18 protein-coding genes and 1 pseudogene are annotated in these 26,900 nt (G+C 69.5%); 14 read left to right on the top strand and 5 right to left on the bottom strand.

The window, feature by feature from the left end; translation table 11 throughout:
* Positions 1–30: 30 nt before the first annotated feature.
* The 6 genes from AB0M47_RS28380 to AB0M47_RS28355 all read left to right on the top strand — a co-directional run bounded on the left by AB0M47_RS28380 (position 31) and on the right by AB0M47_RS28355 (position 7,755).
* The gene (locus AB0M47_RS28380; RefSeq protein WP_363419388.1) at positions 31–1,050 is read left to right on the top strand and encodes a LacI family DNA-binding transcriptional regulator; all 1,020 of its coding nucleotides are present in this window, start codon (positions 31–33) and stop codon (positions 1,048–1,050) included.
* A 388-nt stretch (positions 1,051–1,438) separates the two neighbouring features.
* Positions 1,439–2,380, top strand: coding sequence for an ABC transporter substrate-binding protein (locus tag AB0M47_RS28375; RefSeq protein WP_363419387.1), 942 nt, complete (start codon positions 1,439–1,441; stop codon positions 2,378–2,380).
* A gap of 62 nt (positions 2,381–2,442) precedes the next feature.
* Complete coding sequence (locus tag AB0M47_RS28370) at positions 2,443–3,981, top strand: sugar ABC transporter ATP-binding protein (protein ID WP_363419385.1); 1,539 nt, start codon at positions 2,443–2,445, stop codon at positions 3,979–3,981.
* Positions 3,978–5,045 (top strand): ABC transporter permease, encoded by a 1,068-nt coding sequence (locus AB0M47_RS28365; protein ID WP_363419383.1) that lies wholly within the window; start codon positions 3,978–3,980, stop codon positions 5,043–5,045. Before AB0M47_RS28370 ends, AB0M47_RS28365 begins: the two co-directional genes overlap by 4 nt.
* Complete coding sequence (gene yjfF, locus AB0M47_RS28360) at positions 5,042–6,025, top strand: galactofuranose ABC transporter, permease protein YjfF (protein WP_363419381.1); 984 nt, start codon at positions 5,042–5,044, stop codon at positions 6,023–6,025. The genes AB0M47_RS28365 and yjfF overlap by 4 nt, the downstream gene beginning before the upstream one ends.
* Before the next feature lie 221 nt (positions 6,026–6,246).
* Entirely contained in the window at positions 6,247–7,755 is a 1,509-nt protein-coding gene (locus AB0M47_RS28355) for a family 43 glycosylhydrolase (protein WP_363419379.1), read from the top strand.
* Between the two features lie 222 nt (positions 7,756–7,977).
* Here the strand turns inward: AB0M47_RS28355 and AB0M47_RS28350 are convergent, their stop codons facing one another.
* Complete coding sequence (locus AB0M47_RS28350) at positions 7,978–9,840, bottom strand: hypothetical protein (protein WP_363419377.1); 1,863 nt, start codon at positions 9,838–9,840, stop codon at positions 7,978–7,980.
* 284 nt (positions 9,841–10,124) lie between these two features.
* Here AB0M47_RS28350 and AB0M47_RS28345 point away from each other — a divergent pair, with 284 nt between their 5' ends.
* The 6 genes from AB0M47_RS28345 (at position 10,125) to AB0M47_RS28320 (ending at position 16,537) form a co-directional block, all read left to right on the top strand.
* Positions 10,125–10,214: an SEC-C metal-binding domain-containing protein gene (locus AB0M47_RS28345; RefSeq protein WP_363419407.1), complete on the top strand. Its 90-nt coding sequence runs from the start codon at positions 10,125–10,127 to the stop codon at positions 10,212–10,214.
* Between the two features lie 106 nt (positions 10,215–10,320).
* Positions 10,321–11,307 carry an inorganic phosphate transporter gene (locus tag AB0M47_RS28340; RefSeq protein ID WP_363419375.1) on the top strand — a complete coding sequence of 329 codons (987 nt, stop codon included), beginning with the start codon at positions 10,321–10,323 and terminating at the stop codon, positions 11,305–11,307.
* Between the two features lie 37 nt (positions 11,308–11,344).
* Positions 11,345–12,382 (top strand): DNA polymerase IV, encoded by a 1,038-nt coding sequence (locus AB0M47_RS28335; protein ID WP_363419373.1) that lies wholly within the window; start codon positions 11,345–11,347, stop codon positions 12,380–12,382.
* Between the two features lie 69 nt (positions 12,383–12,451).
* Complete coding sequence (locus AB0M47_RS28330; protein ID WP_363419372.1) at positions 12,452–15,004, top strand: LuxR family transcriptional regulator; 2,553 nt, start codon at positions 12,452–12,454, stop codon at positions 15,002–15,004.
* 184 nt (positions 15,005–15,188) lie between these two features.
* Positions 15,189–15,737, top strand: a complete 549-nt coding sequence (locus AB0M47_RS28325; RefSeq protein WP_363419370.1) for a hypothetical protein — start codon at positions 15,189–15,191, stop codon at positions 15,735–15,737.
* Positions 15,738–15,922: 185 nt separating this feature from the next.
* Positions 15,923–16,537, top strand: coding sequence for a hypothetical protein (locus tag AB0M47_RS28320; protein ID WP_363419368.1), 615 nt, complete (start codon positions 15,923–15,925; stop codon positions 16,535–16,537).
* A gap of 39 nt (positions 16,538–16,576) precedes the next feature.
* Here AB0M47_RS28320 and AB0M47_RS28315 read toward each other — a convergent pair whose 3' ends face one another.
* The gene (locus tag AB0M47_RS28315) at positions 16,577–16,948 is read right to left on the bottom strand and encodes a hypothetical protein (RefSeq protein ID WP_363419366.1); all 372 of its coding nucleotides are present in this window, start codon (positions 16,946–16,948) and stop codon (positions 16,577–16,579) included.
* An 84-nt stretch (positions 16,949–17,032) separates the two neighbouring features.
* Here AB0M47_RS28315 and AB0M47_RS28310 point away from each other — a divergent pair, with 84 nt between their 5' ends.
* A complete protein-coding gene (locus AB0M47_RS28310) occupies positions 17,033–18,004 on the top strand; it encodes a hypothetical protein (RefSeq protein ID WP_363419365.1) in 972 nt (323 codons plus the stop codon).
* Between the two features lie 135 nt (positions 18,005–18,139).
* The gene (locus AB0M47_RS28305; RefSeq protein WP_363419363.1) at positions 18,140–23,356 is read left to right on the top strand and encodes a S8 family serine peptidase; all 5,217 of its coding nucleotides are present in this window, start codon (positions 18,140–18,142) and stop codon (positions 23,354–23,356) included.
* 78 nt (positions 23,357–23,434) lie between these two features.
* Here AB0M47_RS28305 and AB0M47_RS28300 read toward each other — a convergent pair whose 3' ends face one another.
* The 3 genes and pseudogenes from AB0M47_RS28300 to AB0M47_RS28290 all read right to left on the bottom strand — a co-directional run bounded on the left by AB0M47_RS28300 (position 23,435) and on the right by AB0M47_RS28290 (position 26,611).
* Positions 23,435–24,409 carry a hypothetical protein gene (locus AB0M47_RS28300; protein ID WP_363419409.1) on the bottom strand — a complete coding sequence of 325 codons (975 nt, stop codon included), beginning with the start codon at positions 24,407–24,409 and terminating at the stop codon, positions 23,435–23,437.
* A gap of 281 nt (positions 24,410–24,690) precedes the next feature.
* Positions 24,691–25,161 (bottom strand): annotated as a pseudogene (locus tag AB0M47_RS28295) (cellulose-binding domain-containing protein); the annotation flags it as partial.
* Between the two features lie 16 nt (positions 25,162–25,177).
* Entirely contained in the window at positions 25,178–26,611 is a 1,434-nt protein-coding gene (locus AB0M47_RS28290) for a non-reducing end alpha-L-arabinofuranosidase family hydrolase (RefSeq protein WP_363419361.1), read from the bottom strand.
* Positions 26,612–26,900: the final 289 nt, after the last annotated feature.

Below are 26,900 nucleotides of genomic sequence, written 5' to 3'. Positions count from 1 at the left end.
GCAACACGTCGTTCACCCGAGGGGTATGTCATGACTCGCGCCCGTTCCAGTCAGCCGCGTTCCGCGGTGATGACGGATGTGGCGCGGCTGGCCGGGGTGTCCCACCAGACCGTCTCCCGGGTGCTCAACGACCACACCAAGGTGCGTCCCGAGACCCGCGAGCGGGTGCTCGAGGCGATGCGGCAGCTGGACTACCAGCCCAACTCGGCCGCCCGGACCCTGGTGACCAAGCGTTCCAACACGCTGGGCATCGTCACCTTCGACAGCACGCTGTTCGGCCCGGCCTCGATGGTCTACGGCATCGAGCAGGCGGCGCGGGCGGCGGGCTACTTCGTCAGCATCGCCAGCATCAGCGCGCTCGGCCGGCGGGCGGTGCTCGACGCCATCAACCGGCTGCGCGAGCAGACCGTCGAGGGCATCGTCGCCATCGTGCCGAAGGATTCGGCGGCCGAGGCGCTCGACGCGGTTCCGGCGGGCATCTCGCTGGTCGGGGTCGGCATCGGACACACCTCCGGGGTGCCGATGGTCGGCGTCGACAACACCGCCGGGGCGGCGACGGCGACCCGGCATCTGCTCTCGCTGGGGCACGCGACCGTGCATCACATCGCCGGTCCGGCCGGCTGGCCTGAGGCGCGCGAGCGCCAGGCGGGCTGGCGGGAGGCGCTGGCCGAAGCCGGTGCGCCCGCACCTGAGGCGCTCGACGGCGACTGGAGTTCCCGGTCGGGGTACGAAGCCGGCCGGCGATTGGCCGCCGATCCGTCGGTGACCGCGGTCTTCTGCGCCAACGACCACATGGCCCTCGGTCTGCTGCGCGCCCTGCACGAAGCGGGTCGCGGGGTTCCCGACGACGTCAGCGTGGTCGGTTTCGACGACATCCCCGAAGCGCCGTTCATGATCCCGCCGCTCACCACGGTCCAGCAGGACTTCGGCGAAGTCGGCCGGCGCAGCATGCAACTGCTGGTGGAACTCGCCACCGGCGATCGCCCGCATGGGCAGATCCTGCTCACCCCCACGCTGCAGGTCCGCGACAGTACGCGCGACCTGCGCTGAATCCCCAGTGACCGGCCCGACGCAGGAGACTCGCCCCGATGAATGAGAGCGCTAACATCGAGGACCGCTGTTCCGGCAGCCATCAGCCGCCGTGTGGCCCGGGCCGCCGGAGGGGACGGCGGTCGGGGTGGGAGTCGACGCCCACCTGACCGTTCCGGCGGCCCGGACCACCGGCTCACCGCCCCATCCCGCCGAAGACGCGCCGCTGAGCAGAGCGGCGAGAACAGAAAGCGGCCGGCGCTGAACCCGCCGGCCGCGTACCACCGCACACAGCTCCACAAGGGACAAAGCGTCAGCCCATTTTCGGCGGCCCGGTTTGCCGACCGGGTCCAGCCTTGAAGGAGAGTGAACAGTGTTAAGGAAGTCTACAACCGTCCTGCTAGCCGCCGTGATCGCGGTTGCGGGGCTGGCCGCCTGCTCGAAGAAGGAGCCGGGCGGCAGCAGCGACGACGGCAAGCTCACCCTCGGCTTCTCTCAGGTGGGCGCCGAAAGCGGATGGCGTACGGCGAACACGAAGTCGGTCCAGGAAGCGGCGGCCGCCGCCGGCATCGACCTGAAGTTCTCCGACGCCCAGCAGAAGCAGGAGAACCAGATCCAGGCGATCCGCTCGTTCATCGCCCAGAAGGTCGACGTCATCGCCTTCTCGCCGGTGGTCGAGTCGGGCTGGGACGCGGTGCTCAACGAGGCGAAGGAGGCGAAGATCCCGGTCATCCTCACGGACCGCGCGATCGACTCGCCCGACACCTCGCTCTACCAGACCTTCCTGGGCTCGGACTTCATCAAGGAGGGCAACCTCGCCGGCGAGTGGCTGGTCAAGCAGTACGAGGGCAAGACCGACCCGGTGAACATCGTCGAGCTGCAGGGCACCACGGGTTCCGCGCCGGCCAACGACCGCAAGAAGGGCTTCGGCGACATCATCGCCAAGGACTCCAAGTTCAAGGTCGTGGCGTCGCAGACCGGCGACTTCACCCGGGCCAAGGGCAAGGAGGTCATGGAGGCCTTCCTGAAGGCGCACCAGGACATCGACGTGCTCTTCGCGCACAACGACGACATGGGCCTGGGCGCGATCGAGGCGATCGAGGCGGCCGGCAAGAAGCCGGGCGTCGACATCAAGATCATCACGATCGACGCGGTCCACGACGGCATGCAGGCACTGGCCGACGGAAAGATCAACTTCATCGCGGAGTGCAGCCCGCTGCTCGGCCCGCAGCTGATGGAGCTGGTCAAGAAGGTCAAGAACGGTGAGAGCGTCGAGAAGCGCATCGTCACCAACGAGACCACCTTCACGCAGGAGCAGGCCAAGGCCGCCCTGCCGGAGCGCAAGTACTAGGCCCGAGCGCGGGCGGGGTGGCGACGCCCCGCCCGCGCAGGCGGAGATTGGGAGTAGCGGCCATGAGCCAACCGGTCCTCACCATGACCGGGATCAGCAAGCAGTTCCCCGGCGTACGCGCGCTCGACGGGGTCGACTTCCGGCTGTTCCCCGGTGAGGTGCACGCCCTCATGGGCGAGAACGGCGCCGGCAAGTCCACCTTGATCAAGGTGCTCACCGGGGCGTACAGCATCGACTCCGGCGACATCGCGCTCGCCGGACGCCCGGTGCGGTTCGGCAGTCCGCTGCAGGCCCAGCAGGCCGGGGTCAGCCCGGTCTACCAGGAGATCAACCTCTGCGCCAATCTCTCGGTCGCCGAGAACATCTTCATCGGCCGCCAGCCTCGAAAATTCGGCTCCATCGACTGGGCGACGATCCGGCGGCGCTCCCGCGACCTGCTCCAGCGGCTGCGGCTCGACATCGACGTGACCGCCGCGCTGGGCACCTACTCGCTGGCCGTCCAGCAGATGGTCGCGATCGCCCGCGCGATCGACATCGAGGCCAAGGTGCTCATCCTCGACGAGCCCACCTCCAGCCTCGACACCACCGAGGTCCAGCAGCTGTTCACGGTGATGCGCGAGCTGAAGGACGAAGGCGTCGCGATCCTGTTCGTCACGCACTTCCTCGATCAGGTCTACGAGATCGCCGACCGGATCACGGTGCTGCGCAACGGCCGCCTCGTCGGCGAGTATCCGACCGCCGAGCTGTCGCATGTGGACCTCGTGACCGCGATGATCGGCAAGGAGCTGACCACCCTGGAACAGCTCGAAGACCAGCCCCGGCCGGAACTGTCCGCGCTGGAGTCGGGCTTCCCCCTGGTCGAGACGGTGGAGCTGGGCCGCAAAGGCTCCATCGCCCCGTTCGACCTCACCATCCACCCCGGCGAGGTGGTCGGCCTGGCCGGCCTGCTCGGCTCCGGGCGTACCGAGGTCGCGCGGCTGCTGTTCGGCGCCGATCGCGCCGACCACGGCCGGCTCCAGCTCAACGGCACGCCGGTCACCCTGCGTAGCCCCCGCGCCGCGATGGCCCACGCCATCGCGTTCTGCTCCGAGAACCGCCGCACCGAAGGCCTCGTCGAGGAGCTCACGGTCCGCGAGAACATCGTCCTAGCACTTCAAGCGGTACGCGGATGGACGCGCCCGATTCCGCGACGCACGCAGGACGAACTGGTCGCCAAATACATCTCGGCGTTGCAGATCCGTCCCGCCGACCCGGATCTGCCGGTGCGCAACCTGTCCGGCGGCAATCAGCAGAAGGTGCTGCTGGCCCGCTGGCTCATCACCGAACCGAAACTGCTCATCCTCGACGAGCCGACCCGCGGCATCGACGTCGGCGCCAAGGCCGAGATCCAGAAGCTGGTCGCCGGGCTGTCCCGCGACGGCCTCGCGGTGCTGTTCATCTCGGCCGAACTCGAAGAGGTGCTGCGGCTGAGCCACAAGGTCGGCGTACTGCGGGACCGCAAACTCGTCGCCCAGCTGGCCAACACCGACGACCTCGACGCCGATCGCGTCCTGCAGACGATCGCGCACGGAGCGGATGTCTCACCAGGAGCTGCAGCATGACTCGTCTCGCCACGGCGGCCCGCACCGCCGCGACCCATCGCCTGTTCTGGCCGGCCCTCGTGCTCGCCGTCCTCGTGCTGGGCAACGTCGCGTTCACGCCCAACTTCCTGCACATCGAGGTACGCGCGGGCCACCTCTACGGCAGCCTGATCGACATCCTGCGACTGGGTGCGCCGCTGGTCGTCGTGTCCCTCGGGATGACCGTCGTCATCGCCACGCGAGGCATCGACCTGTCGGTCGGCTCGACCATCGCCATCAGCGGCGCGCTGGCCTGCCTGGTGATCAGCGACCAGGGCGACCAGAACTCGGTCGGCGGCGTACTGGTCGCCGTCGGGCTGGCCCTGGCGTTGTCGCTGGTGCTCGGCCTGTGGAACGGCTTCCTCGTCGCCGGGATCGGCATCCAGCCCATCATCGCCACGCTCATCCTCATGGTCGGCGGCCGGGGCATCGCCCAGCTCATCACCGACGGGCAGATCATCACCGTCAACAGCGACCCCTACGAGCTGATCGGCGGCGGATACCTCGCGACGCTCCCCTTCTCCGTGCTCGTGGCCGTCGTCATGATCGCCGTCACCACTGTGCTGGCCCGGCGCACTGCGTTGGGCGTACTCATCGAAGCGACCGGAGGCAACGCGGAGGCCAGCCGGCTCGCGGGCATCCGGGCCCGCGGGATCATGGTCATGGTCTATCTGTTCTGCGGCCTGTGCGCGGGCATCGCGGGCCTGATGATCAGCTCGAACGTGCACAGCGCCGACGGCAACAACGCGGGCCTGTGGTACGAGCTGGACGCGATCCTGGCCGTCGTGATCGGCGGGACGTCGCTCGGTGGCGGACGGTTCTCGCTCGGCGGCACCGTCCTCGGCGCGCTCATCATCCAGGCGCTGTCGACCACCGTCTACACCGTCGGCATCCCACCGGAGACGACGATGCTGTTCAAGGCGGTCGTCGTGACGATCGTGTGCCTGATCCAGTCCCCCGCGTTCCGGGCCAAGGTCTTCGGGCGGCGCCCGCGATCCACCCCGACGACGCCGTCCGAGCCCGCCAAGATCGAGGTGCCCGCATGACGACCGTGCCCGTCCGACAGCGATGGCGGCCGCAGGAGCGGCACATCCCGGTGCTCGCGACGCTGGGCCTGCTGGCCCTGATGTACGGGCTGGGCTCGCTGCGCTACATCGGCTTCAACGACCCGCAGATCATCCTGAACGTCTTCATCGACAACGCGTTCATCCTGGTGGTCGCGGTCGGCATGACCTTCGTGATCCTGACCGGCGGCATCGACCTGTCGGTCGGCTCGGTCGTCGCGCTGACCACGATGCTGACCGCGGTGCTGCTGGAACGGGCGCACTGGCCGGTGCCGTTGGTGATCCTCGCCGGGCTGACGGCCGGCGCCGCCCTCGGCTTCGGCATGGGCTGCATCATCCACTTCTTCGAGATCCAGCCGTTCATCGTCACCCTCGCCGGGATGTTCCTCGCCCGCGGCATCTGCTACGCCATCAGCACCTCCTCGATTCCGATCAACGATCCCTTCTGGACCTACATGGGCAGGTCGCTCAAGTTCGGGTCGCTGAAGGTGACCTGGAGCGTGCTCATCGCCGTCGCGGTCGTCGTGATCGCAGCGCTCGTGCTGGCGTTCACCAAACTCGGGCGCGACGCGTACGCCGTCGGCGGCAACCCGCAGTCCGCGCTGCTCATGGGCCTGCCCGTCGGGCGTACGCGCATCGCCGTCTACACGATCAGCGGCCTGTGCTCGGCGCTGGGCGGCGTCCTGTTCACCTTCTACCTGCCGTCAGGCAACAGCCTGCACGCCATCGGCATGGAGCTGACCGTGATCGCGGCCGTCGTCATCGGCGGTACGCTGCTCACCGGCGGCACCGGCTACGTCTGGGGCACCGCGCTCGGCGTACTGGCGCTGGGCCTGATCCAGACCATCATCACCTTCGAGGGGACGCTCTCGTCGTGGTGGACCAAGATGGTCATCGGCATCCTGCTGTTCGTCTTCATCCTGCTCCAGCGGCTCATCGCCGCCCGCCGCCCCACCACCTAACCCCCTCCCCCTCCCCCCGCTTTACGCGTTGATCATGGAGTTAACTGTGGTCTCGACGGTGTGTCGGCACCGGAAACTCCATGATCAACGCACTATGTTGATATCAGTGGATGTACTGATATAGTGGGACGACCACAGCGGTGGCCGGGTAGGCAGCCGGTTCCGGAAGCCTTCACCGCGAGGCTGTCAGCTTCCGCCTACCCGCCGAAGGATGTGGACCGATGCGAAGTCCCCGCCGCCTGTCCCTGCTCGCCGTACCGCTGATGGTGCTGGCGAGTCTCGGATTCCCGACGCCCGCCCAGGCGATCGTGACGTTCAGCAGCACCGCCGTGAATCAGAACGGCGGCAACTGCATGGACCTGCCCAACGGCTCCGCCACCAACGGTGTGCAGCTGCTGCAGTACGGCTGCAACTCCGGCACGAACCAGACCTTCACCTTCACCCCGGTGTCCGGAACCACGGATCTCTACACCGTCAACACCCTCAACGCCGGCAAGTGCGTCGACGTCTACGGGGCCTCCACCGCCGACAACGCCACGATCATCCAGTGGAGCTGCCACGGCGGTACCAATCAGCAGTGGCGGCTGACCGCCGTGACCGTCAGCGGCACCGACAAGACGTTCAACGTCGTCTCGGCCAGCTCCGGCAAGTGCATCGTCCCGAGCGGCGGCTCCTCAGCGTCGAACACCGGCCTGGTGCAGCTGCCGTGCAGCACCGCCACCAGCCGGGTCTGGCGACTGCCCGGGTTCAACGGCGGTACCACGCCGACGCCGGGCACGTTCACCAACCCGTTGAAGGCACAAGGGCCGGACCCGTGGCTCCAGTACTACAACGGGTACTACTACCTGGCCACGACGACGTGGAACCGCACCATCACGATGCGCAAAGCCACCACCCTGCGCGGCCTGGCCAGCGCGACCGACCAGGTGATCTTCAACCTGACCAACCCCAACGGCGCCGGCACCATGTGGGCGCCCGAGTTCCACCTGCTCAACGGCCCGAACGGGCAGCGCTGGTACCTGTACTACGTCGCCGGAGTAGAGCCCTACAACCTCGGCACCCAGCGCATCCACGTCCTGGAGAGCTCCGGCCTCGACCCGATGGGCCCGTACACCTTCAAGGCCGACCTGCTCGACCCGACCTCGGACAACACCTGGGAACTAGACCCGAGCATCCTGCAGCTCAACGGCAACCTCTACCTGCTAGGCACCTACTACAACGGCTCCCAGCCGATGTTCATCCGCCAGCTGAGCAACCCGTGGACCGCGGCCGGGACACGGCGCCTGCTGTCCACACCCACCTACAGCTGGGAGACCGTCGGTGGCGCGGTCAACGAAGGCGCCGAAGTCATCCAGCACGGCGGCAAGACGTTCATCGTCTACTCCGCCAGCCACTGCTCCACTCCGGACTACAAACTGGGCCTGCTCACCTGGAACGGCGGCGACCCGCTCAACTCGTCGTCCTGGGTCAAGTCCGCGAACCCGATCTTCACCCGCAATGACGGAGCTGGAGTGTTCGGACCGGGCCACAACGGGTTCTTCAAGTCCCCGGACGGCACCGAAGACTGGATCGTCTACCACGCCAACTCGTCCGCGTCGGGTGGCTGCGACATGAACCGGTCGACGCGGGCCCAGAAGATCTCGTGGAACGCCGACGGCACGCCGAACTTCGGTACGCCGGTCGGACTCGGGGTGACACTCACCGCGCCTTCAGGTGAGCCCACTTCCTGACCTCCGCCCCTTTCTGCGCTGACCCGCTTTTCGCGCTGGATCAGGGTTCTGGGTCGAATCAAGGTGCAAGATTCGACCCAGAACCCTGATCCGGTTACGTTCACGATCGGGCAGCCGGGTCCCATCAGACGCCGTCGTGGCTATGCGCCCGTGGGCCTGCGTTTTCGGCCCGCTTTCAAGATCAAGCGCCGCTGGTCCAGGCTGTCGTGGAGCTTCAGTAGGTCAACGGAGCTGGGGGCGTACGCGGCGGGAAGCGCTGAACAGTGCGAATCCGATCAGGATCGACAGCGCGCCGAGGACTGCCACGACGGGCCGGGGTCCGTGGGAGTTCGGCAGCACGGGCACATCGCGTACCAGGACCATCTCGTCGGGGTTGGCCAGTCCGTGGTCGACCGGGATCTCGCCGCCGGTCAGTTGGGTGGTGACCGCGGTGGCGACGAACAGGTAGCAACCAGGAGCGGTCAGAGTCACCGGCTGGGTCTGGAACGCTCCGTTCGCGTCGACCTCCCGCACCGGGAGCGTGGCTGCCACCGGCGGACGCGCCGTCAGCCACTCGACGCTCGCGCAGCTGCCGTCCGGGCCAGGCGTCACCGGGCCCAGCACCCGGGGCGTGATGGTCACCGTCCGGCCCGGCAGCAGTCCGGCGACGGTCACGCGGTCGGACACCGTGGTTCCCGGGTCGACGGTGTGCTCTGACGTCTGCGTGGCGATGGTGAGCACCGGTGGGATCACCTGCCGGATGACGAGCACTGTCTCGGCCGGATCGCCGGGCGGGAAGACTACCGGGTCCCCGACGTCCGGATCCAGTGTCCCGCCGAACGAGTAGCACCCCGGTTCACTCAGCACGACTGAGCTGGTGGTATAGCTCCCTTCGGCGGTCATCATGACCGGATCGAAGGTCCGCTCGACCGAGGCATCGGCCCAGTCCACGGCGGCACAGCCGGTGGCGGGCCGGGACACCGGACCGTAGAGCGAGACGGTGAGGACAGCCTGCCGCCCAGACGGCAGGCCGACGACCGTGAACCGGTCGGTGACGGCGGCTCCGACCTCGATCTGGTCGGCGGAAACCTGGCTGAACAGATGCGGGCTGATCGGCGGTACGACGATCGTGACCGGCTTGCTCGCCTCGCCGTTGAGCGTCAGCGGCTCGGCGAGCATCATCTGCTGCACCGGGTACGCCGGATCCGGGACCATCAAGGTGCCGGTCTGCGCTACGACCGGGCCCTCGGCATGGATCGTCGCCGTGCCGGCCGACGCCGAGGAGAGCCACAACTGCGTACCGGGTGCGAGGGGGCCACCGGTGAACGGTTGGGTGCCGGCACCGTCCAGGTACGCCTGAGCGCCGTCGACGGTCACCGTCACGTCGCCGGTCGCGTCGGCTCCGATCGCGTACGGGCCGATGAGGCCGCCCGTCGAGCCGCCGTCCGGGCCGTCGATCGTGGGCGTCGGATCGGCCGGTTCGGTCATCGGGCCTTTCGCGAGGACCTCCGTGACGACGGTGCGTACGACGTTGTAGAGCGCCTGGTCCTGATAGTTCGGCGGCATGACGACGCCGTCGGTGAAGTAGTGGATGGCCATGGCCACCGTGCCCGAGCGTTGCCGGTTCATCACGGTCGGGTTGGTCGACGGCACGGCCGGCGCGTTGGCGACCGGCCAGTACTCGGCGAGGATCCGGCGCACGTAGCCTGCGTTGCGGATGGTGCCGTCCCAGGGTTCCGGATCGTAGCCCGTGCCGGTCCGCTGCCCGGCGGCCCACTGCACGCAGTAGGCGGAGCCCACGACCGTGGTCCCGGTCGGATCGCGGAAGTTATAGCGGCACGAGTTGGTGCCCGACGTCGGCGTGTAGCCCGCCGGATCGTAGCCGAACGCCGGGTAGCCGCTCGTGATGTCGTATCCGGCCGGGACGATGAAGGGCTTGGGCTGGTTGTACGGCGGATCGGGCCGAACGCCGACCTCGATGCAGCCGTTGGTGCCGTACTGGACGGCGGCGAACGGTGGTGTCTGTGCCTGGGCTCGCACCGAGTTCCCCAGCAGTACGACCACCAGCGCCGTCAGCACTGCGACCCATGCCCCCGTTCTCCGCATGCCGGGCAGCTTAACTGCCCAAACGGGACAATTCACCGAAGCATCCTGGCGTTTCGCGCCAACCCAGCACGCCACCCGCGAGCCCGTCCAGCCGAAATCGGGTCGCAGGGTCGGCGTCGCGAGCTTTATCGTGCGTACCTCAACCACGATCTTGGGAGGTCGCCATGCGCCAGTATGAGAACGTCGAGCCGTCCTTTTGAGCCGACCAGCAAACGCCGCCGGGGGTTCCCTCTAGCGAGACCCAGGTCAAGCGGGGCGTACGCGTCGTCGGGCACGACACCGAGCTGGTCGAGAAGCTCGGCGGCAAGGACCCCTGCCCGTGTGGTTCCGGGCGGCGGTTTCCGCCGGTGCTGCCGGACCGGCGGCCGCTATGACGACACCAACGGCCACTACTACGTACGCGATTGAACGCGCGATCCCCGGAGTCGGTCGGCCGTTTCCGGGGATTGACTATGTGAACGCCCGGTGAACACTGAGCGGGTGGCTCTCCTCATCATGATCATGCTCGTCGGGCTGGCCGCCGCCAACGGCGCCAACGACGTCTCGAAAGGCGTCGCCACCCTGGCGGGGGCCGGTGTGACCGCGTACCGGACGGCGATCTTGTGGGGCACCGCTGCGACGTGCGCCGGCGCGCTGCTGTCCATTCAGCTCGGTCGCGGGATGGGCAAGCTGTTCTCGACCGGCATCTTCTCCGGTACGCCGACCAGCGAATTCGCCCTGGCCGTACTGGTCGGCGCGGCGTCATGGGTGACGTTGGCCAGTGTCACCAAGCTGCCGGTGTCGACCACGCATGCGATCGTCGGTTCGCTGATCGGCGCGGGCCTGGTCCTGCGAGCCGACGCGGTCCGCTGGGACGGGTTGGTCGCGAAGGTCGTCGTGCCGTTGTTGCTGAGCATCGCGGTCGCGTACGCCGTCTCACTGGTGCTGACCTTGCTGGCGCGGCTGATCACCCCCAAGAACGCCGAGCCAGCCGTCGAAGCCCCGCAACCGGTGTCCGATCGTGGCTCCTTCGCCGCCTTGAACGGGTTGCACTGGCTGTCGAGTGGGGCCGCCAGCGCTGCCCGGGGTCTCAACGACACCCCGAAGATCGCCGCGATCGGCGGGTTCGCCCTGATCCCGGCGGGCTACAGCGCCACGACCGTCAGTCTCGTGGTCGCGCTGGCGATGACGGCGGGCAGTCTGCTCGGCGTACGCGTCGCGCGCCGCCTTGGGGAGAAGGTGGTTCGGCTCAACCACACCGAGGGCTTCACCGCGAATCTCACCACCGCGACGCTGGTCGGCCTGGGCGGTGTCTACGGCTGGCCGATGTCGACCACGCAGGTGTCCACGGGCGCGATCGTCGGCACGGCGCGCACCGATCTCAGCCGGTTGTCCGGCAAGACGCTGCGCGATTTCGGCATCGCCTGGCTCGTCACGCCGATCTGGGGTGCGGCCGTCGCCGCGCTCGTCATGTCGTTCGCGAAGTAACTCCGCATCCGCCGGATGAGGCGGGAACAATGGCTGTATGCCCGGTTGGGTGCTGCATCTCGACATGGACCAGTTCATCGCCGCCGTCGAACTCCTTCGGCGGCCTGAACTGCGTGGGCGCCCGCTGGTCGTCGGCGGGGACGGGGATCCGACCAAGCGGGGTGTCGTCAGCACCGCGTCCTACGAGGCTCGGGCTTTCGGCGTACATTCCGGTCAACCGCTGCGGACCGCCGCGCGCCGTTGCCCTGACGCCGTCTTCCTGCCGGTCGACCGGCAGGCGTACGAGGAGGCCTCCGCTTCGGTGTTCGCGACCTTGCGCGGCTCCGGCGCGGTGGTCGAGCCGCTGGGCTGGGACGAGGCGTTCCTGAGCCACGAGGCCCTCCTGCGGGTCTCCGACCCGGAGGTGTTCGCGCGCGAGATTCAGCGCCGCGTACGCCTGACGACCAGGCTGGACTGCAGCATCGGCATCGGCCAGACGAAGCTGCAGGCGAAGATCGCGACCGGCTTCGGCAAGCCGCACGGCGTGTTCCGGCTGACCGCCGCGAACTGGTTCGCGGTGCTCGGCGATCGGGGCACGGACGTGCTGTGGGGCATCGGCCCGAAGACGGCTCGGAAGCTCGCCGAGCTTGGCATCCACACGGTACGCGAGCTGGCCGCGACGAACCCCGCCGAGCTGGCCGGGGCCTTCGGGCCGGCCACCGCGCCGTGGCTGTGGCGGCTGGCCAACGGCGGCGACGATTCGCCGGTGACCGGCGAGGCCTGGGTGTCGCGGTCGGCCGGTCAGGAACACACCTTTCAGGAAGACCTCACCGACTGGGCCGAGGTACGCGACGAGGTCGCCCGCATGGCGGCCGACGTCGGACGGGCCGCCCTCGCCGACGGCCGAGACGTCAAGCAGGTCGTGGTGAAGGTGCGCTATGCCCCGTTCCTCACCGAGACGCATGGGCGGACCCTGTCCGAGCAGCCGGCCGGCGAAGCGGCGATCATCGAGGCGGCGATGACGGCCCTGGGCCGGTTCGAGCGTCGGCGCCCGGTGCGGTTGGTCGGCGTACGCGCGCTGTTTCGGCCCGACTAGCACTCAGGCGGCGGTCCCATCCGGCGTACGCCGGGCGACGAATTCCTCCTGACGACGGGAGGAGCCGGGATGTGGCCGTTTCACGGTCGGGACGCCGAGGTGGCGAGCGTCGGGCGGGCGCTCGGCCAACGGGTGACGGTATTGATCACCGGACCGCCCGGGCAGGGGAAGTCCCGGCTTGCCTGGGAATGCGTGTCCGGTGTGGACGGGGCGGCGTACTGGGTGACGGCGACGAGAGCGGCGGCGGCCATTCCGCTGGCGGCGGTGTTGCCGCTCATCCCGCCCGACGCCGTACTCGCTGATCGGACGCACGTTCTGCGCGCGGCAGAGCAGCGGTTCCGGCGGGAATCGGCCGTCATCGGCGTCGACGACGCGCCCCTGCTGGACGAGGCGTCGGCCGCGCTGCTGGCCCATCTGAGCCGGGCGGGGCTGGCTCGGCTCGCGCTCACCGCCCGATCCGGGGAGACGCTGCCGGACGCGCTCGCCCCGCTGATCGGCGAGGTCGTCGAGCTGCCGCCGTTGCCGGAGGACGCCGTCGACCACCTGATCGATCATGCCAGTGCTGCCCGCGTACCAGTGAAGACGCGGCGCCGGTTGCATCGACTGGCCGGCGGAAACCCGCTGGCCCTGCGGGAGTTGTTGCACGGCGCGCGGCCGGGCGGGCTCGCGGACCTGGTGACCGCGCGGCTGGCCGGGCTGCGTGAGGCCGGGCGGAGCACGATCGAGTTCGTGGCGTGTGGCGAGCCGCTCGCGTTCGGCCTGCTGGAGCGGCTGGTGGGGATCGACGCGATCAGCGACGCCGAGGACAGTGGACTGATCATTGTGGAGCGCTCGGGCTCGCGGCGCGTCGTCCGACTTGGACACCCGCTCTACGGCGAGGTGCTGCGTGCGGGCCAGACAGTCACACGCGCGACGCGGACCTACCGCCGGCTCGCGGGCGCGCTGCTGGCCACGCCGCTGCGCCGGCACGGCGACGCGCTCCTCGCGGCCCTGTGGCAGGTCGAAGGTGCACACATAACCCAGCCCCCACTGGTACGCACAGGGGCGCGACTGGCGATCGGTCACGCGGATCTGCAGCTCGCGGAACGGCTGGCGCGCGCGGTCCGGGACGTCGATCCGGGGGCCGAAGCCGACCGCCTGCTCGCCGAGATCGCCGTCTATCGGGGTCGCCTCGACGAGGCGAAGACATTGCTCGTCAACCCGCCCGAGGGCGATCGCACGGAGTGGACGGTCACCCGAGCCGAGGCGATGTATTGGGGCGACGGGGATCTGACCCAGGCACTGCATACTTTGGACTCTGTCGGCGGCGAGCCGCTCGCCCGTGGTTCCCGATCGTGGCTGCTGTTCTTCGACGGGCGCTGCGGTGAGGCCGCGTACTGGGCGGCCGGTGTGCTCGGCGATCCGGCTGCCGAGCCGAAGGCGACGGCCTGGGCCGGAGCAGCGGCGGCAGCGGCCAACGGGTTCCTCGGGCGACTGCCTGCCGCACGACAGGCGTACGCGACGGCTGCCCGACGGATCACCGACCACACCGGACGACTGCCCTGGGCGCAAGTGGAGATCGACACTGGACTGTGCCTGGCGTACCTGGCCAGTGGGCGACCCCGCGCCGCGGAGAAGCTCGCCCTGGCGGGCTACCGGACCGCGCTCGACGGCGGAGCCGCGATGATGGTCTGCGGCTGGGCCCTGTACGCCGGCCTGGCCGCCCTCGCCCGTGGCCACCACGAGAAAGCCGAACGCCTGCTCGCCGAGGCGCAAGCCGGGTTCGACGTCGACGACACCTTCCGCCTGAGCCGCACGATCCGGGCCGCCCGCGCCGCAGCCGCCGCCCTCGCCGGACGCGCCGCGGCGGCGGACCTGATGGCAGCCGCCGACGAGCGGGCGCACCCGAGCGATCAGGTCTTCGAACCCTGGATCGAAGGCTGGCGCGCCTGGGCCGAGTACGCCGCCGGCAACCTGGCCGCCGCCGTCGAAGCCACCCGGCGATCGCACGACCTCGCTGACAAGGCCGGTATGCCGATCGTCGCCGCGCTCGCTCGCTACGACCTCGCTCGGCTCGGCGTACATGCTCCGCCGCCCGCTGGCCGGGGCTCTCTTGTCGGCCGCTCCCCGGCTGGCGTCGGCGACGGACGGGGATTCGCGGGCTTGTTGGATCGCGCTGCCGCCGCGTTGGCCGACCCCGACGCGGCGGACTGCCTCGAACAGGCGGCGCGGTCACTGGCCCGGCGCGGTTACGACCTGCACGCCGCGGAGCTGTGGCGTACAGCGGCTCGACGGCACCGGAGGCGACAGCGGTGGGCCGAATCCGACCTCGCCCAGGCCGCCGGATCCAGCCTTGCCGAGGCTGCGGGTTCGGGCCTCGCGGAGGCTGCGGGTTCGGGCCTCGCGGAGGCTGCGGGTTCGGGCCTCGCCGAGGCGAAGACGCCGCTCATGCGCGCCGGGGAGAACACCTCCCTGCTCACCTTCCGCGAACGGCAGGTGCTGCTGCTCGCCGCCGAGCACACCAGCGTCGCCATCGCCGCCCAGCTCGGGCTGGCCGTGCCGACGGTGAACAACAACCTGGCTCGGGCGTACCAGAAGCTCGGCATCCGAGGCCGCGCCGACCTGCGCCGCCTGCTGCGCTGATCCACTTCGGCGTCGGCGGAACTTTCGCCCTGGTGGTGTCGTTGGAGGCCGATTTCGACATCGGGAAGGCGAAAGATCGGCCGCCTGCTGGTTAGCTGCATTCATCTACCTCGCTCGGCGGGGCGCTCCTAGCGTCGGGGCCAGTCCCGCCGCACCCGGTGGGGCACGACCACCTGGAGGGTCCATGAAGCTGCACCGACGACTGGTCGCCCGCGTGGCGGCGCTCATCATGGGGCTGACGGCCGCCACTGTCGGTCTCGTCGCCGCGCCGCCGGCCGCGTACGCCGCGTCCTGCCAGACCGACGCCCACGTCTACTTCATCTACGGCGGGCTGTACGTGAAGTGGGAGTCCGACGCCGTGGACGGCGGCACCTACGACTTCCACCTGTATTACAACTACACCTACAGCTTCCAGCTCGGCGGCAACGGCATCGAGCCCGGCACCACCCCGCGCTGGGAGGCGTACCGGCCGGACAACAGCTTCGTGGGCTCGAACGAGAGCACGACGGCCAGCGGCAACTGTGTCTCCAACCAGAAGTACTTCAGCGTCTCCGCGGGACCGGGTGAGGTCTACACGTACAAGGCGAGCTACGTGAAGGGGAGCCACGACGGGGAGGTGCAGGGCCAGGCGCACTTCCGGCTGATCTTCGACACCGCACCGCCGGTCAGCGACCCCGACCCGGACCCCAACGACCCGTGTCCGGGTGTGCGGATCTGCCCGATCGAATACTGACCGGGTACGCGGCGGGGCCGGGAACGGTCCCGCCGCACGGCTTCCAGCTACCGCGAAGGTCCGGATCGGACCCGGCATCGCGGCGATCGACGACCATGGCAGAATCACCCGGGGCCGCGATCGGCCTAGACCAGTATCGTTTCACCTCGCCGTGCCCATCGCCGTGTCCTGGGAGTCCGAAGCTCGTGAGCGTTGAACCCACGTCGTCGCCGGAATCGGCCAAAGGCTCGTCCTTCTGGACGTCGCTGCCCGGCCTGCTCACCGCCATCTCCGGTCTGCTGACCGCGCTCGTCGCGGTCGGCGCGTTCGTCTACCAGATCGCCGGGTCCGACAAGGACGACTCCCCCGCGTCCGCCGCTGGAACCTCGACCTCCGCGAACCCGGTGACGACGTCGCCGAAGCCCGCGCCGAGCCAGAGCACGCCGACCGGTGGCGCCGACGATCCGCTGTGGCACAACACGATGCTGTTCTCCAACTACGGGATCGACTTCGATTCGGTGCCGCCGGTCATCCGGCCCGAGCATGGCGGCATGGACACGTACGACGCCGGCGGCAGGATCTCCACCGCCAGCTTCTCCATGATCGCGCAATGGAAGGGCGCCGCCGACCCGACCGCGGCGGACTGCGCCGACCTGGTGGCCCGGGAAGGCCACGGTGTGAGGGCCGACTCGGAGAAGTACTTCAAGGGCGCGCGGTTCTGCCTACGATCCGGCGACTCGGAATACATCGTGCTCATCAAGTTCATCAGCGTGACCGGCGACGAGGCGAAGATCGACGCGACCGTCTGGGCCCCCCGCTGACCCGCTCCCGTCCGTCGCAACGGCGCTCAGATCACGACGTCACGACCTGAGCGCCACCACCAGTGGCAGCGACGTCGGCGCGACGTATTCGTGGCCGGGGTGCTCAATGTGCAGGTGATAATCGGAATCGCCGGCGTCGGCGACGCCTTGGACATTGTCGGCCAGCAGTTCCAAGGACTCTGCGCCGCCGTCGAGTCGCAGCGTGTCACCTTCCACTGAGACGCGCACGGCTTGACCGGTCAACGTGATGGTCACCGTCGACAGCGCCCTATCGGATGGGGCCGGATCGGTCCGCCGATCGAGAGTAATCGGCTCCTGCTCTCCCCGTAGACGCTGCGCCAGGCGCGACAGATCCTCCGCGGAGCCGGACAGCTCGATCTCGCCCGTCGATTCGGCGTAGACGATTCGCATCCGTCGTTCTCCTCTCCTGGTCGCGCGCATCAGTATGCGGGCTCACGGCCTGCGCGGACGATGGTCAACCGCTAGCCTGTCGCGATGATCACCCCTGACGGGCCGCTCGACGCCGTCGGTGTCTCCGCGGCCGCCGTACGCGTCTATCGCGCCATGCTGCGCTCGCCGGGTCGCCCGGTCGACGCCGGGTTGGCCGAGGAGGTCGGGCTGCCCGGGGCTCGGCTGGCCGACCTGGTGGGTGAGCTGATTCAGGCCGAGCTGGTCGAGCGAGGCGAGGGCGGTCATCGGGCGCGGGATCCCAAGGTCGGGATCGCGGCGCTGGTCCGGGGCCGGCAGGAGGCGCTGGAGCAGGTGCTGCAGGCCGCGTCCGCGTTGGCCGTCGAGTACGCCGAAGGCATCACCCGCAGTGAGCCGAGCCGGTTGGCCGAGGTGGTCGACGGCGAGCGGGCGGCCGTCGACATGATGATGGAGTTGGTGGGGTCGGCGACCCGGGAGGTCGCGGTGCTGGACGCGCCGCCGTATGTGGATCATTCCGCGTCGGCGAAGGCGGAGCAGTCGCTGTTCGATCGCAACATCCGTAATCGGGCCATCTATGCGACGGCCGCGTTGGAGTTGCCTGGACGGTATGACGTGATCATGGCGGCGATCCGGTCGGGCGAGCAGGCCCGGACGCTGGCCGACGTGCCGTTGAAGCTGATCGTGGTCGACGGCGTACGCGCGTTGTTGCCGTTGTCGGTGCGGGAGGGCCGGATTCGCAGCGTCATCGTGGTGCATCCGTCGCTGCTCTCCTCGGCGTTGGCGGCGTTGTTCGAGTCGTTGTGGGAGCGGGCCGCGCCGTTGCGGCCGGACACCCCTGGGCTGCCCGACGACCTGGACGAGGTGGATCGCGCGCTGCTGACGCTGCTCGGCTCGGGGCTCAAGGACGAGGCGATGGCCCGGCAGCTCGGCGTCAGCGCGCGTACGCTCGGCCGGCGGATCACCCGCCTGCTGGAGCGGCTGGGTGCGACGAGCCGGTTCCAGGCGGGCATTCAAGCCACTCGACGGGGCTGGGTCTGACCGTCCTATCAGGGAACTGGCCGACACCGGTCATTGACGGGGATCGGCCATCCATAGCTCTAGCGGATCTTGCCGCCGAGGGCGAATAGTCCCATCATGCCGCGAACCCCCCCGCGGCGGGAAGGGACACTCCTCATGTCACGAAAGCTTCTGCGGCGGCTGAGTCTGCCGGTCGCTGTGGCCCTGCTGACGACGGTCGGGGCCGTCGCGTCGGCGCCCGTCGCCGCGACCGCCGCCGCCTCGACCGCCACCGTCGACCCGGCCGTCCGAGCCGATCTCGCCGCCGACGGCCAGGCCACCTTCTTGGTACGCCTCAAGGGTTCCGCTGATCTGTCCGAGGCGAAGAAGCAGCCTACGCACGCCGGCAAGGCGAAGGCGGCGTACCAGGCGCTGACCGAGCACGCCGAAAGCAGCCAGCGCGGGCTGCGTGAGCAGTTGGACAAGGCGAAGGCGAAGTACACGTCGTTCTGGATCGCCGACGAGGTCCGGGTCACCGGCGACGCGGCCGTCCTGGCGACGATCGCGGCTCGCTCCGACGTCGAGGCGATCACCGCCGAGAAGGTGTTCCAGCTTCCCGACACCGCCGCCGTCGACGCGACCGCGAGCACGCAGGCCGTGGAGTGGGGCATCGACCGCATCCGCGCCCCGCAGGTGTGGAGCGAGTACGGCACGACCGGCGAAGGCGTCGTCGTGGCGAGCATCGACTCCGGGGTGCAGTTCGACCACCCGGCGCTGGCGGCCGCGTACCGGGGAACACTGGGCGCGGGCCGTTATTCGCATGATTACAACTGGTACGACCCGGCCGGGATCTGCCCGACCGCCGCGCCGTGTGACAACGCCGGCCACGGTACGCACACGATGGGCACGATGGTCGGCGCGGGCGGCATCGGCGTCGCGCCCGGTGCGAAGTGGATCGCCGCCAAGGGCTGCGAGACCGACTCGTGCTCGGAGTCGTCGCTGCTGCTGGCGGGTCAGTGGATCCTCGCGCCGACCGACAGCACCGGGGCGAACCCCCGGCCCGATCTCGCCCCGAACATCGTCAACAACTCGTGGGGCGGCGGGCAGAACGACCTCTGGTACGCCGACATGATCGCCGCGTGGCGGGCGGCCGGGATCTTCCCCGTGTTCTCCGCCGGCAACAGCGGCCCGGCTTGTGGCACCGCGAACTCGCCGGGCGACAACGCGGACGCGTACGCCGTCGGGTCGTTCACCTCCGCGAACACGATCTCCAGCTTCTCCAGCCGGGGGCCGTCGGTCGCCGGGCTGGCCAAGCCGAACATCGCCGCGCCGGGTTCCAACATCCGCTCGGCGTACCCGGGTGACGGCTACACCGCGATGAACGGCACCTCGATGGCCGCACCGCATGTCGCGGGCACGATCGCGCTGTTGTGGTCGGCCGCGCCGTCGCTGGTCGGGGACCTCACCCGGACGACCGAGTTGCTCGACTCGACCGCCGTCGACACGGCCAACCTCACCTGCGGTGGCACGGCCGCCAAGAACAACGTGTTCGGCGAGGGCCGCCTCGACGCGTACGCCGCGGTCAGCGCCGCGCCGCGCGGTGAGGTCGGCTCGGCGACCGGCACGGTCACCGACCCGGCTTCGGGCGATCCGCTGCCGGGCGTCACGGTCACCGCGACCTCCAGCGACACCACGCGTTCGGTGCGGACGCTGGCCGACGGCTCGTACCAGATCTACCTGCCGGTCGGCGAGTACACCGTGACCGCGCATCTCTACGGCCGCGTCGACGCGCAGGCGACCGGCGTCGCCGTCACCGCCAACACGCAGAGCCGCCGGGACTTCACGCTGGCCGCCGCACCGCAGCACGCGGTGTCCGGCCGCGTCTACGACGTCCTCGGCCGGCCGCTGGCCGGGGCCGCCGTCCGGGTCTCCGGTACGCCGTTGGACGAGGCGACCACCGACGACCAGGGCCGCTACCGCTTCGCGGCGGTGGCCGAGGGGGCGTACGACGTGGTGGCGAGCCCGGCCGCGCCGGTGCTGTGCAACGCGCCGATGTCGCGGCCGCTGACAGTGGACGCCGACGCGGCGCTGGACTTCGCACTGCCCAACCGCAGCGACCGGTACGGCTACACCTGCACACCGTCCCGGGTGGATTGGGTCGACGCGCACGACCGGCTGCCGTTGAAGGGTGACGAGGATGTCGCCACCGTCGCGCTGCCGTTCCCGGTGACCTTCTACGGCGTCGAGCGGACCACGGCGTACGTGACGACCAACGGGCTGGTCAACTTCGCCGAACCCCGGCTGGGCGACTACGCCAACACGATCCTGCCCGGCCTGGGCAACCCCAACGGGGTCGTCGCCGCGTTCTGGGACGACCTGATCATCGACGATCGGGCGAAGGTGCAGACCGCACTGCTCGGGCGTACCGGGGATCGCCGGTTCGTCGTCGAGTGGGACGACGCGCTGCTCGCCTCCGACGGGCGTACCCGGATCAGCGCCGAGGCGGTGTTCGCCGAGAACGGCGACATCACCGTCCAGTACCGCCACCTCGGCGGGAACTCCGCCGCGCGGGGCGGTGGGGCGACGATCGGTCTGGAGAACGTCGCGGGCACCGACGGGCTGCGTTACGCGTACAACGAGGTCGTGCTGGAGCGCGACCAGGCGATCACCTTCACCGCCCCACTCGGGGCGACCACCGCGAAGGACGCGACGGACCCGACCGGGCCGAGCGAGGCGCAGACAGCGCAGGCCGCGCGGCGGCTGGACGTGGCCGAGACCACCGCGGACACCGACGCCACCGCGGCGGCCACGACCACCGGGATGAAGGCCACCGGCTTGGTCGAGACCGTGCGCGGGGTCACCGCGACCAGCGCGCTGCCCGGCGGCGATCTGCTGGTCGTGCACAGCGGCGGGTCGGTCGCGCGGATGACCGCGGCGGGCGACACCGTGTGGCGGCGCGGTACCGCGTCACTGCACACCGACTGGCAGGTCAGCCCCGTGCGGCCCTGGCAGATCGAGCCTTACTCCGCGCGGATCTACCTCGGTTACGGCCCACTGAGCACCCTCGAACCTCAGTCGTACGCCGTGGGCGACCTGACCGGCGACGGTATCCCCGAAGTCGCGTTCCTGGCCGAGGTCGGGGCCGCACCGTACCGGCCGTTCACGAAACCGGGTTCGGCCCTGAACACGGGCACGTTCCTGACTGTCCTGAACGGACAGACCGGGGCGACCCAGTGGTCCACCCTGCTGCCTGCCGCCTACCAGGTGGCCATCGCCGACGGCACGCTGGTGGCGACGGTGATCGCCGGGTCGAACACGCAGACGCCGGCCGCCCAGCAGACGGAGCTGCACGGCTGGCGGTTCACCCCGGGCATGACCGTCGATCGCGAGTGGACGGTCTCGACCGGTTCCCGGACGGCGGTCTTCACGACGCTGGACGCGGCCGGGCCGGGCCAGGTCGCCGCCGGGTGGATCGAGTCGTACCGCAGCGCGACCGTGGTCAGCCACACGGTGCTGGTCGACAGCGTCTCCGGCGCGGTGCGCTGGGACGTGACCAACCCGGCGTACGCCCGGTTCTTGCGGGCCGACCCGTCGAGGAACCGCCTGGTGGCGTTGGAGCAGCGGATCGGGCTCGACGGCGTGACCGTCGCGAGCGGCCGCTACGACCTGGTCACCTACGACCTGGCCACCGGGGCGCGGACGCTGCGCAGCAGCCGGGTCAACGCCCTGCCGACCAACCTCGTCGTCGCCGACGTCGCCGGGTCGGCTGCGCCGGAGTACGTCGTCAACGAGACGTTCTTCGACGGCACGATGTTCGTCAACACCACCCAGACCCGTGCGCTCGACGGCACGGACGGCAGCAGCGAGATCTGGGCGCGTGCGGTCAAGCGGACGGGCGCGGCGGGCGACGGCCCGATCTCGCTCGGCCTCACGACCTCGGGGCGGACCGTCGTCGCCGGGCAGTGGGAACCGCAGGGTCTCGGCACCTCGGCCAACCGCACGGGCGACCGGGTGACCTCGGTCGTGGCGATGGACGGCCCCAACGGCACCGTCCGGTGGAGCACCACCGGCGACGTCGGTCAGCCCCTGGTGCTGACCGCGCAGGCCGGTGAGGTCGTCGCGATCGCACAGAACCAGACGCTCTACCGGTACTCGGCCGGCGGCGGGCAGGTCGCGCAGGTCACGCCGCTGATGGGTGACCTGGTGACGGCGGTGCCCGCCGACGTCAACGGCGACGGCGTCACCGACCTGGTCGTCGGTGGCGAATCGCGTGGCGTCTTCGCTCTCGACGGCGCGTCCCTCGGGACGTCGGCTGCCTCGGCGGAGAACCCGAAGGTGCTGTGGCGTCAGGTGACCGCCGGTCCGGTGCACCAGCTGCAACTGGCCGACGTCACCGGGGACGGCGTACCGGAGGTGGTCGCGGCCGCGACCGACGCCGCTCAGGTGCTCGATCCGCGCAGCGGGCGGGTGCGTACGACGATCGCCGGGGACTACGTCTGGACGGTGACGGCGGCCGACCTCGACGGCAAGGCCGGAGCCGAGCTGGTCGTGCCGACCGACGCGCTGCGGGCGTACGCCGGAAGCGGCAAACGGCTGTGGACCCAGCGCCCGGCCGACGGCGTACGCCTCTCCAACGCCGTCGTCGTCGACGGCGCGGTACTGGCCTCCTACAACACATCGGGAGCACTGGACCTGTCCGCCCCGGTCGTCGGCGGGTTCTCCGTCGACGGACGCTCCGGGGACGTGCGCTGGTCGGTGACGCCGTCGGCGGTGGAGGGCCGGACGATCCGGGGCGCTCAGCTGTGGCAGGGCGTCGCCGCGGCGCCGACCCTGTCCCTGGCCGACGGGCACACGGTGGCCTTCACCTGGCTCACCGCGCCGCCCGGTTCGCTCGTCGGGCCGACGCAGGTCGACCTGACGGACGCCCGGACCGGCGCCGTGGTCCAGACGTTCACCGACGGCGGCACGTTCACCCATCACGCATACGCCTCCGGCCCGGCCGGGTTGCTGCAGATCCGGTCGGCGGCGTTCACCCTGGTGACGCCGGACGGCACGGTGTATCACCGCAACCAGCTGCCGGTGCCGTACTCGGGCGGGTTCGCGCGAGGTGTCGGCGGGCAGTCGCTCGTGGTCACCGGCAACGAGGCCGGCGTGACCGCCTGGGACGCGTCCGTCCTCACCGGTCCGGCCAACTACCCCAGCGCGTTGGCGAGTGACAGCACGTACATGACGGGCAACGTCGTCATCGCCGACCTCACGGGGGATGGCGTGGACGAGGTGATCGGCCTGAACCAGGACATGATCGGGCTCGACAGCGTGACCGAGATGTCCGGCGGCGGGCTGTACCAGTCCGGCTCGGAGCCGCACGGAATGGTGGTGTACACCCTGTCATGATCGGATATCGAAGGGGCCGCACGCTGGATCGCGTGCGGCCCCGTTTTGCTTTGCCGGACCGCTGCTTTTCCGGTCGGCTCAGAGCGTCAGGACCACGGTGGAGATGCTGCGGGCCGCGACGTTGACGCTGACCGTCGAGCCGCTGACCGTGGTCGGTTGACCGGCCGCCGACTGGGTCTGCGAGGTGAGGTAGTGCTCCGCCTTCGTGATGGCCTGCGGGGCCTGGATCACGGCGTTGTTCACCGCGCTCGTCGACCGGTTGAGGATCACGAGGGTCAGCTTCCCGCCCCCGGCGTACGCCGTGATCTCCAGCGGCGAGGCCTTGGTGCTCTTGGTCAGGCCGATTCGCTGGTATCCCGGGCGTACGTACTTCGAGTACTGCGAGAACGCGTACCCGCGCTTCAACGGGGCCCCGGCGGTGGTGCCGTAGGCGGCCTCACCGTCGCCGATGAAGGAGTAGAAACGCTTGCCGTACCACCAGATGTAGGCGCTCCAGTTGGCTTCCATCGACCGGTGCACCGTACGCATGATGTCGTCGAGCGTCTCGTTCCAGACCGCCTGGTTGGCGGGGTCGCCCCAGATGGCCGCGCCGTCGCCGTCGGCCGCGTGCAGGTTCCACTCGGTCATCCAGACCGGCTTGTTGTACTGGGCGGCCAGCGGGTACGGGCCAAGCCGCCCGGCCGATTCGGTGCCGTACAGGTGACCGCCGATGTAGCCGACGTTGGCGCGGGCGCACGCGTCGTTCAGGGCCGGATCGGTGTAGCCGTAGTTGAGGTTCACCGCCTCGGCGACGAGCAACTTGGTGTTCTGCACCTTCGCGCCCTGGGCGCACGCCCAGCTCGCCAACTCCGTACCGCTCCAGTCCATCGAGTCGTAGTCCGGATGCCAGTCCGGCTCGTTCTGGACCGAGGTGACGTCGATCGCGACGCCCTGCCCGCGCATGTACTGGACGTAGCTGTTGAGATGGTTCGCGTAGTCGTCGTAGTAGTCGGGCAACAGCTTGCCGCCGTTGGTCCGGCTGTTGTTCGACTTCCACGCCGCCGGGCCGTCCACGGCGACGCCATGATCTTGACGTTCGATCCGTAGGACTTCGCCGTCTGCAAGGCGCCCACCTGCGTCGGCCATTCGCTGGAGACAGGCGAGATCCCCGTACGCACGATCGACAGGCCGAACTGGTTGGCGCCGAGCCCGACCAGCGTCTGCGTCTCCGCCGTCGACCAGGCGCTGCCCCAGATCGAGACCGCGGCGCCGAACCCGTCGATCAGCTGGTACTTCGTCGCGCTGTTCACCGTGATGTCCACCGGCCCGGTACTCGGTGACGCGCTCGCGGAACCGCTGGGCGACGTGCTGGGCGACGTGCTGGCCGAGGCACTAGGTGAGGAACCGGGGCTGCCGGTGCAGACCACGCCGTTCACCGCGAAGCTGGTCGGGGCCGGGTTGCTCCCGGTCCACGAGCCGTTGAAGCCGAACGAAGTCGTGCCGTTCGTGGCGATCGAGCCGTTGTAGCTGACGTTCTTGGCGGTGACCGCCGCGCCGCTCTGGGTCAGCGTGGTGTTCCAGTATTGGGTAACCGTCTGCCCGGCGCTGTAGGACCAGGTCAGCGTCCAGCTCGTCAGCGGGTCGCCGAGATTGGTGATGGTGACGTTGGCCCCGAAGCCGCCCGGCCACTGCGACGACACCGCATAGTTCACCGAGCAGCCGGCCGCGGCCGCCCCGGCCGGCAGCGCCACCGCGACGGCGGTGGAGGTCAGCAATGCCGCCGCAACCGACGCCACGACAGCAGTGAGCGTTCTGTGTTTCCGCATGATCTCTCCTCACGCCCTAGTTCTGTCGCGTCAGTACGCCGGGCCGGTACGGCAGCAGGCCGTAGTCGCCGCCGGAGCTGGGTGAGCGGCCCTGGTAGAGCAACTGAAGGTTGCAAGGGTCGATCGTCATGGTCTGATCGGCGCTGCTGCGGATCAGCTCGCCGTGACTGATGTCGTTGGTCCAGCTGGCGCCGCTGTTCGCCTTGCCGGCGAAGGGATTGGCCTCCGTGGCGGCTTGCGGCGTCCAGGTGCCGCCCAAGCTGGTGGCGGTGAACGAGCGGAAGTAGCGCCCGTTCGCGCCGATCGCCTCGACGATCATGAGGTACTGGTTCTGGCCCTGGACCTTGTAGACCTGCGGCGCTTCGAAGAGGTTGTTCGTCGTGTCGCTCATGATCACCGTCGACGTCGTCCCGAAGTTGCCCGGGAAGTTGCCGATGGGCATGCTCGCCCGGTAGATCTTGCCGTTGTCGCCGGCGAAGAACAGGTACATCGTGGTGCCGTCGCCGATGAGCGTCTGGTCGATGGGTCCGGTGCTGGAACCGGTGATGGTCCCCGAGAACAGCGGCTGCGCCGACGACCATCCGTTGGCGTTGGTGGGATCGGTCGAGGTCCGATAGGAGAAGGCCGTCGCGCCCCACTGGTACGCGAGCACCCAGACGTTCTTCGGGGCGAAGTAGAACAGCGTCGGCGCGACCGTGCTGGACGACATCGTGTTCTGGCTGGCCGAGGCCATGTCCGACCAGTTGGTGAAGAGGCCGAAGTTCATCGAGCCCCACGTGGTTCCGGTGTCGTGGGTCGTCGCGTACACGAGGTGCCTGCCGTTGTAGGGCACGGTGGTGAAGTCCTTCAGCGACGCCCACCCGGCCTTCGGCGTGGCCAGCGAACCGGTCGAGGTCCAGCGATAGGTCGACGGCAGTACGCAGCTGGGCGGCGGCGTACTCGTGGGTGTGACGCTGGCCGTCGGCGTCGGGGAGGCGCTCGCGGATGCGGTCGGCGAAGCCGTCGGCGACGCACTGCCGGTGCAGGTCACGCCGTTCATGGCGAAGCTCGCCGGGGCCGGGTTACTGCCGGTCCACGAGCCGTTGAAGCCGAACGAAGTCGTGCCGTTCGTGGCGATCGAGCCGTTGTAGCTGACGTTCTTCGCGGTCACCGCCGCGCCGCTCTGCGTCAGTGCCGTGTTCCAGTACTGGGTCACCGTTTGACCGGCGCCGAAGGACCAGGTCAACGTCCAACTGGACACCGGATCGCCGAGGTTCGTGATCGTGACGTTGGCGCCGAATCCGCCTTGCCATTGCGACGAGACGGCGTACGCGACCGAGCAGCCCGCGGTCGCGGCATCGGCGGGGAGGGCTGCGACGACCGCCGTGGTCGACGCCGTCGCGGCGACGGCTGCGGCGGTGATCGCGGCCAGCCGTGCTTTCTTCGATGAACGGGCAGCGTGGAATCCCATGCGTGCTCCTTGAGAGTTCGGGCGATGATCTGGGCGGATCGCTCGCCCGGGACCGGTCCGTGGGGATCGGTCCCGCCGTGGAAATGCCGTGGGGGACGGGCCGCCGGCCGCTTCGTGGGCAACCGGCAGCCGTGGATGTTAACGCTCACATTGGACCCTGCCACAAGCGTTCGACAACTTCAAGGGCATGGATCTGATCGATATCGATACCGTTATCGATTGCCCGCTCCGACGCGGACGGACGTGCTGGATCAGGGTTCCGGATCGAATCTTGGGTCAAGATTCGATC

The organism is Hamadaea sp. NPDC051192 (assembly GCF_040682475.1).
Taxonomy (GTDB): Bacteria; Actinomycetota; Actinomycetes; order Mycobacteriales; family Micromonosporaceae; genus Hamadaea; species Hamadaea flava.
The sequence above is the reverse complement of the archived record's forward strand: the minus strand, read 5'-3'. Positions and strand labels throughout refer to the sequence as shown.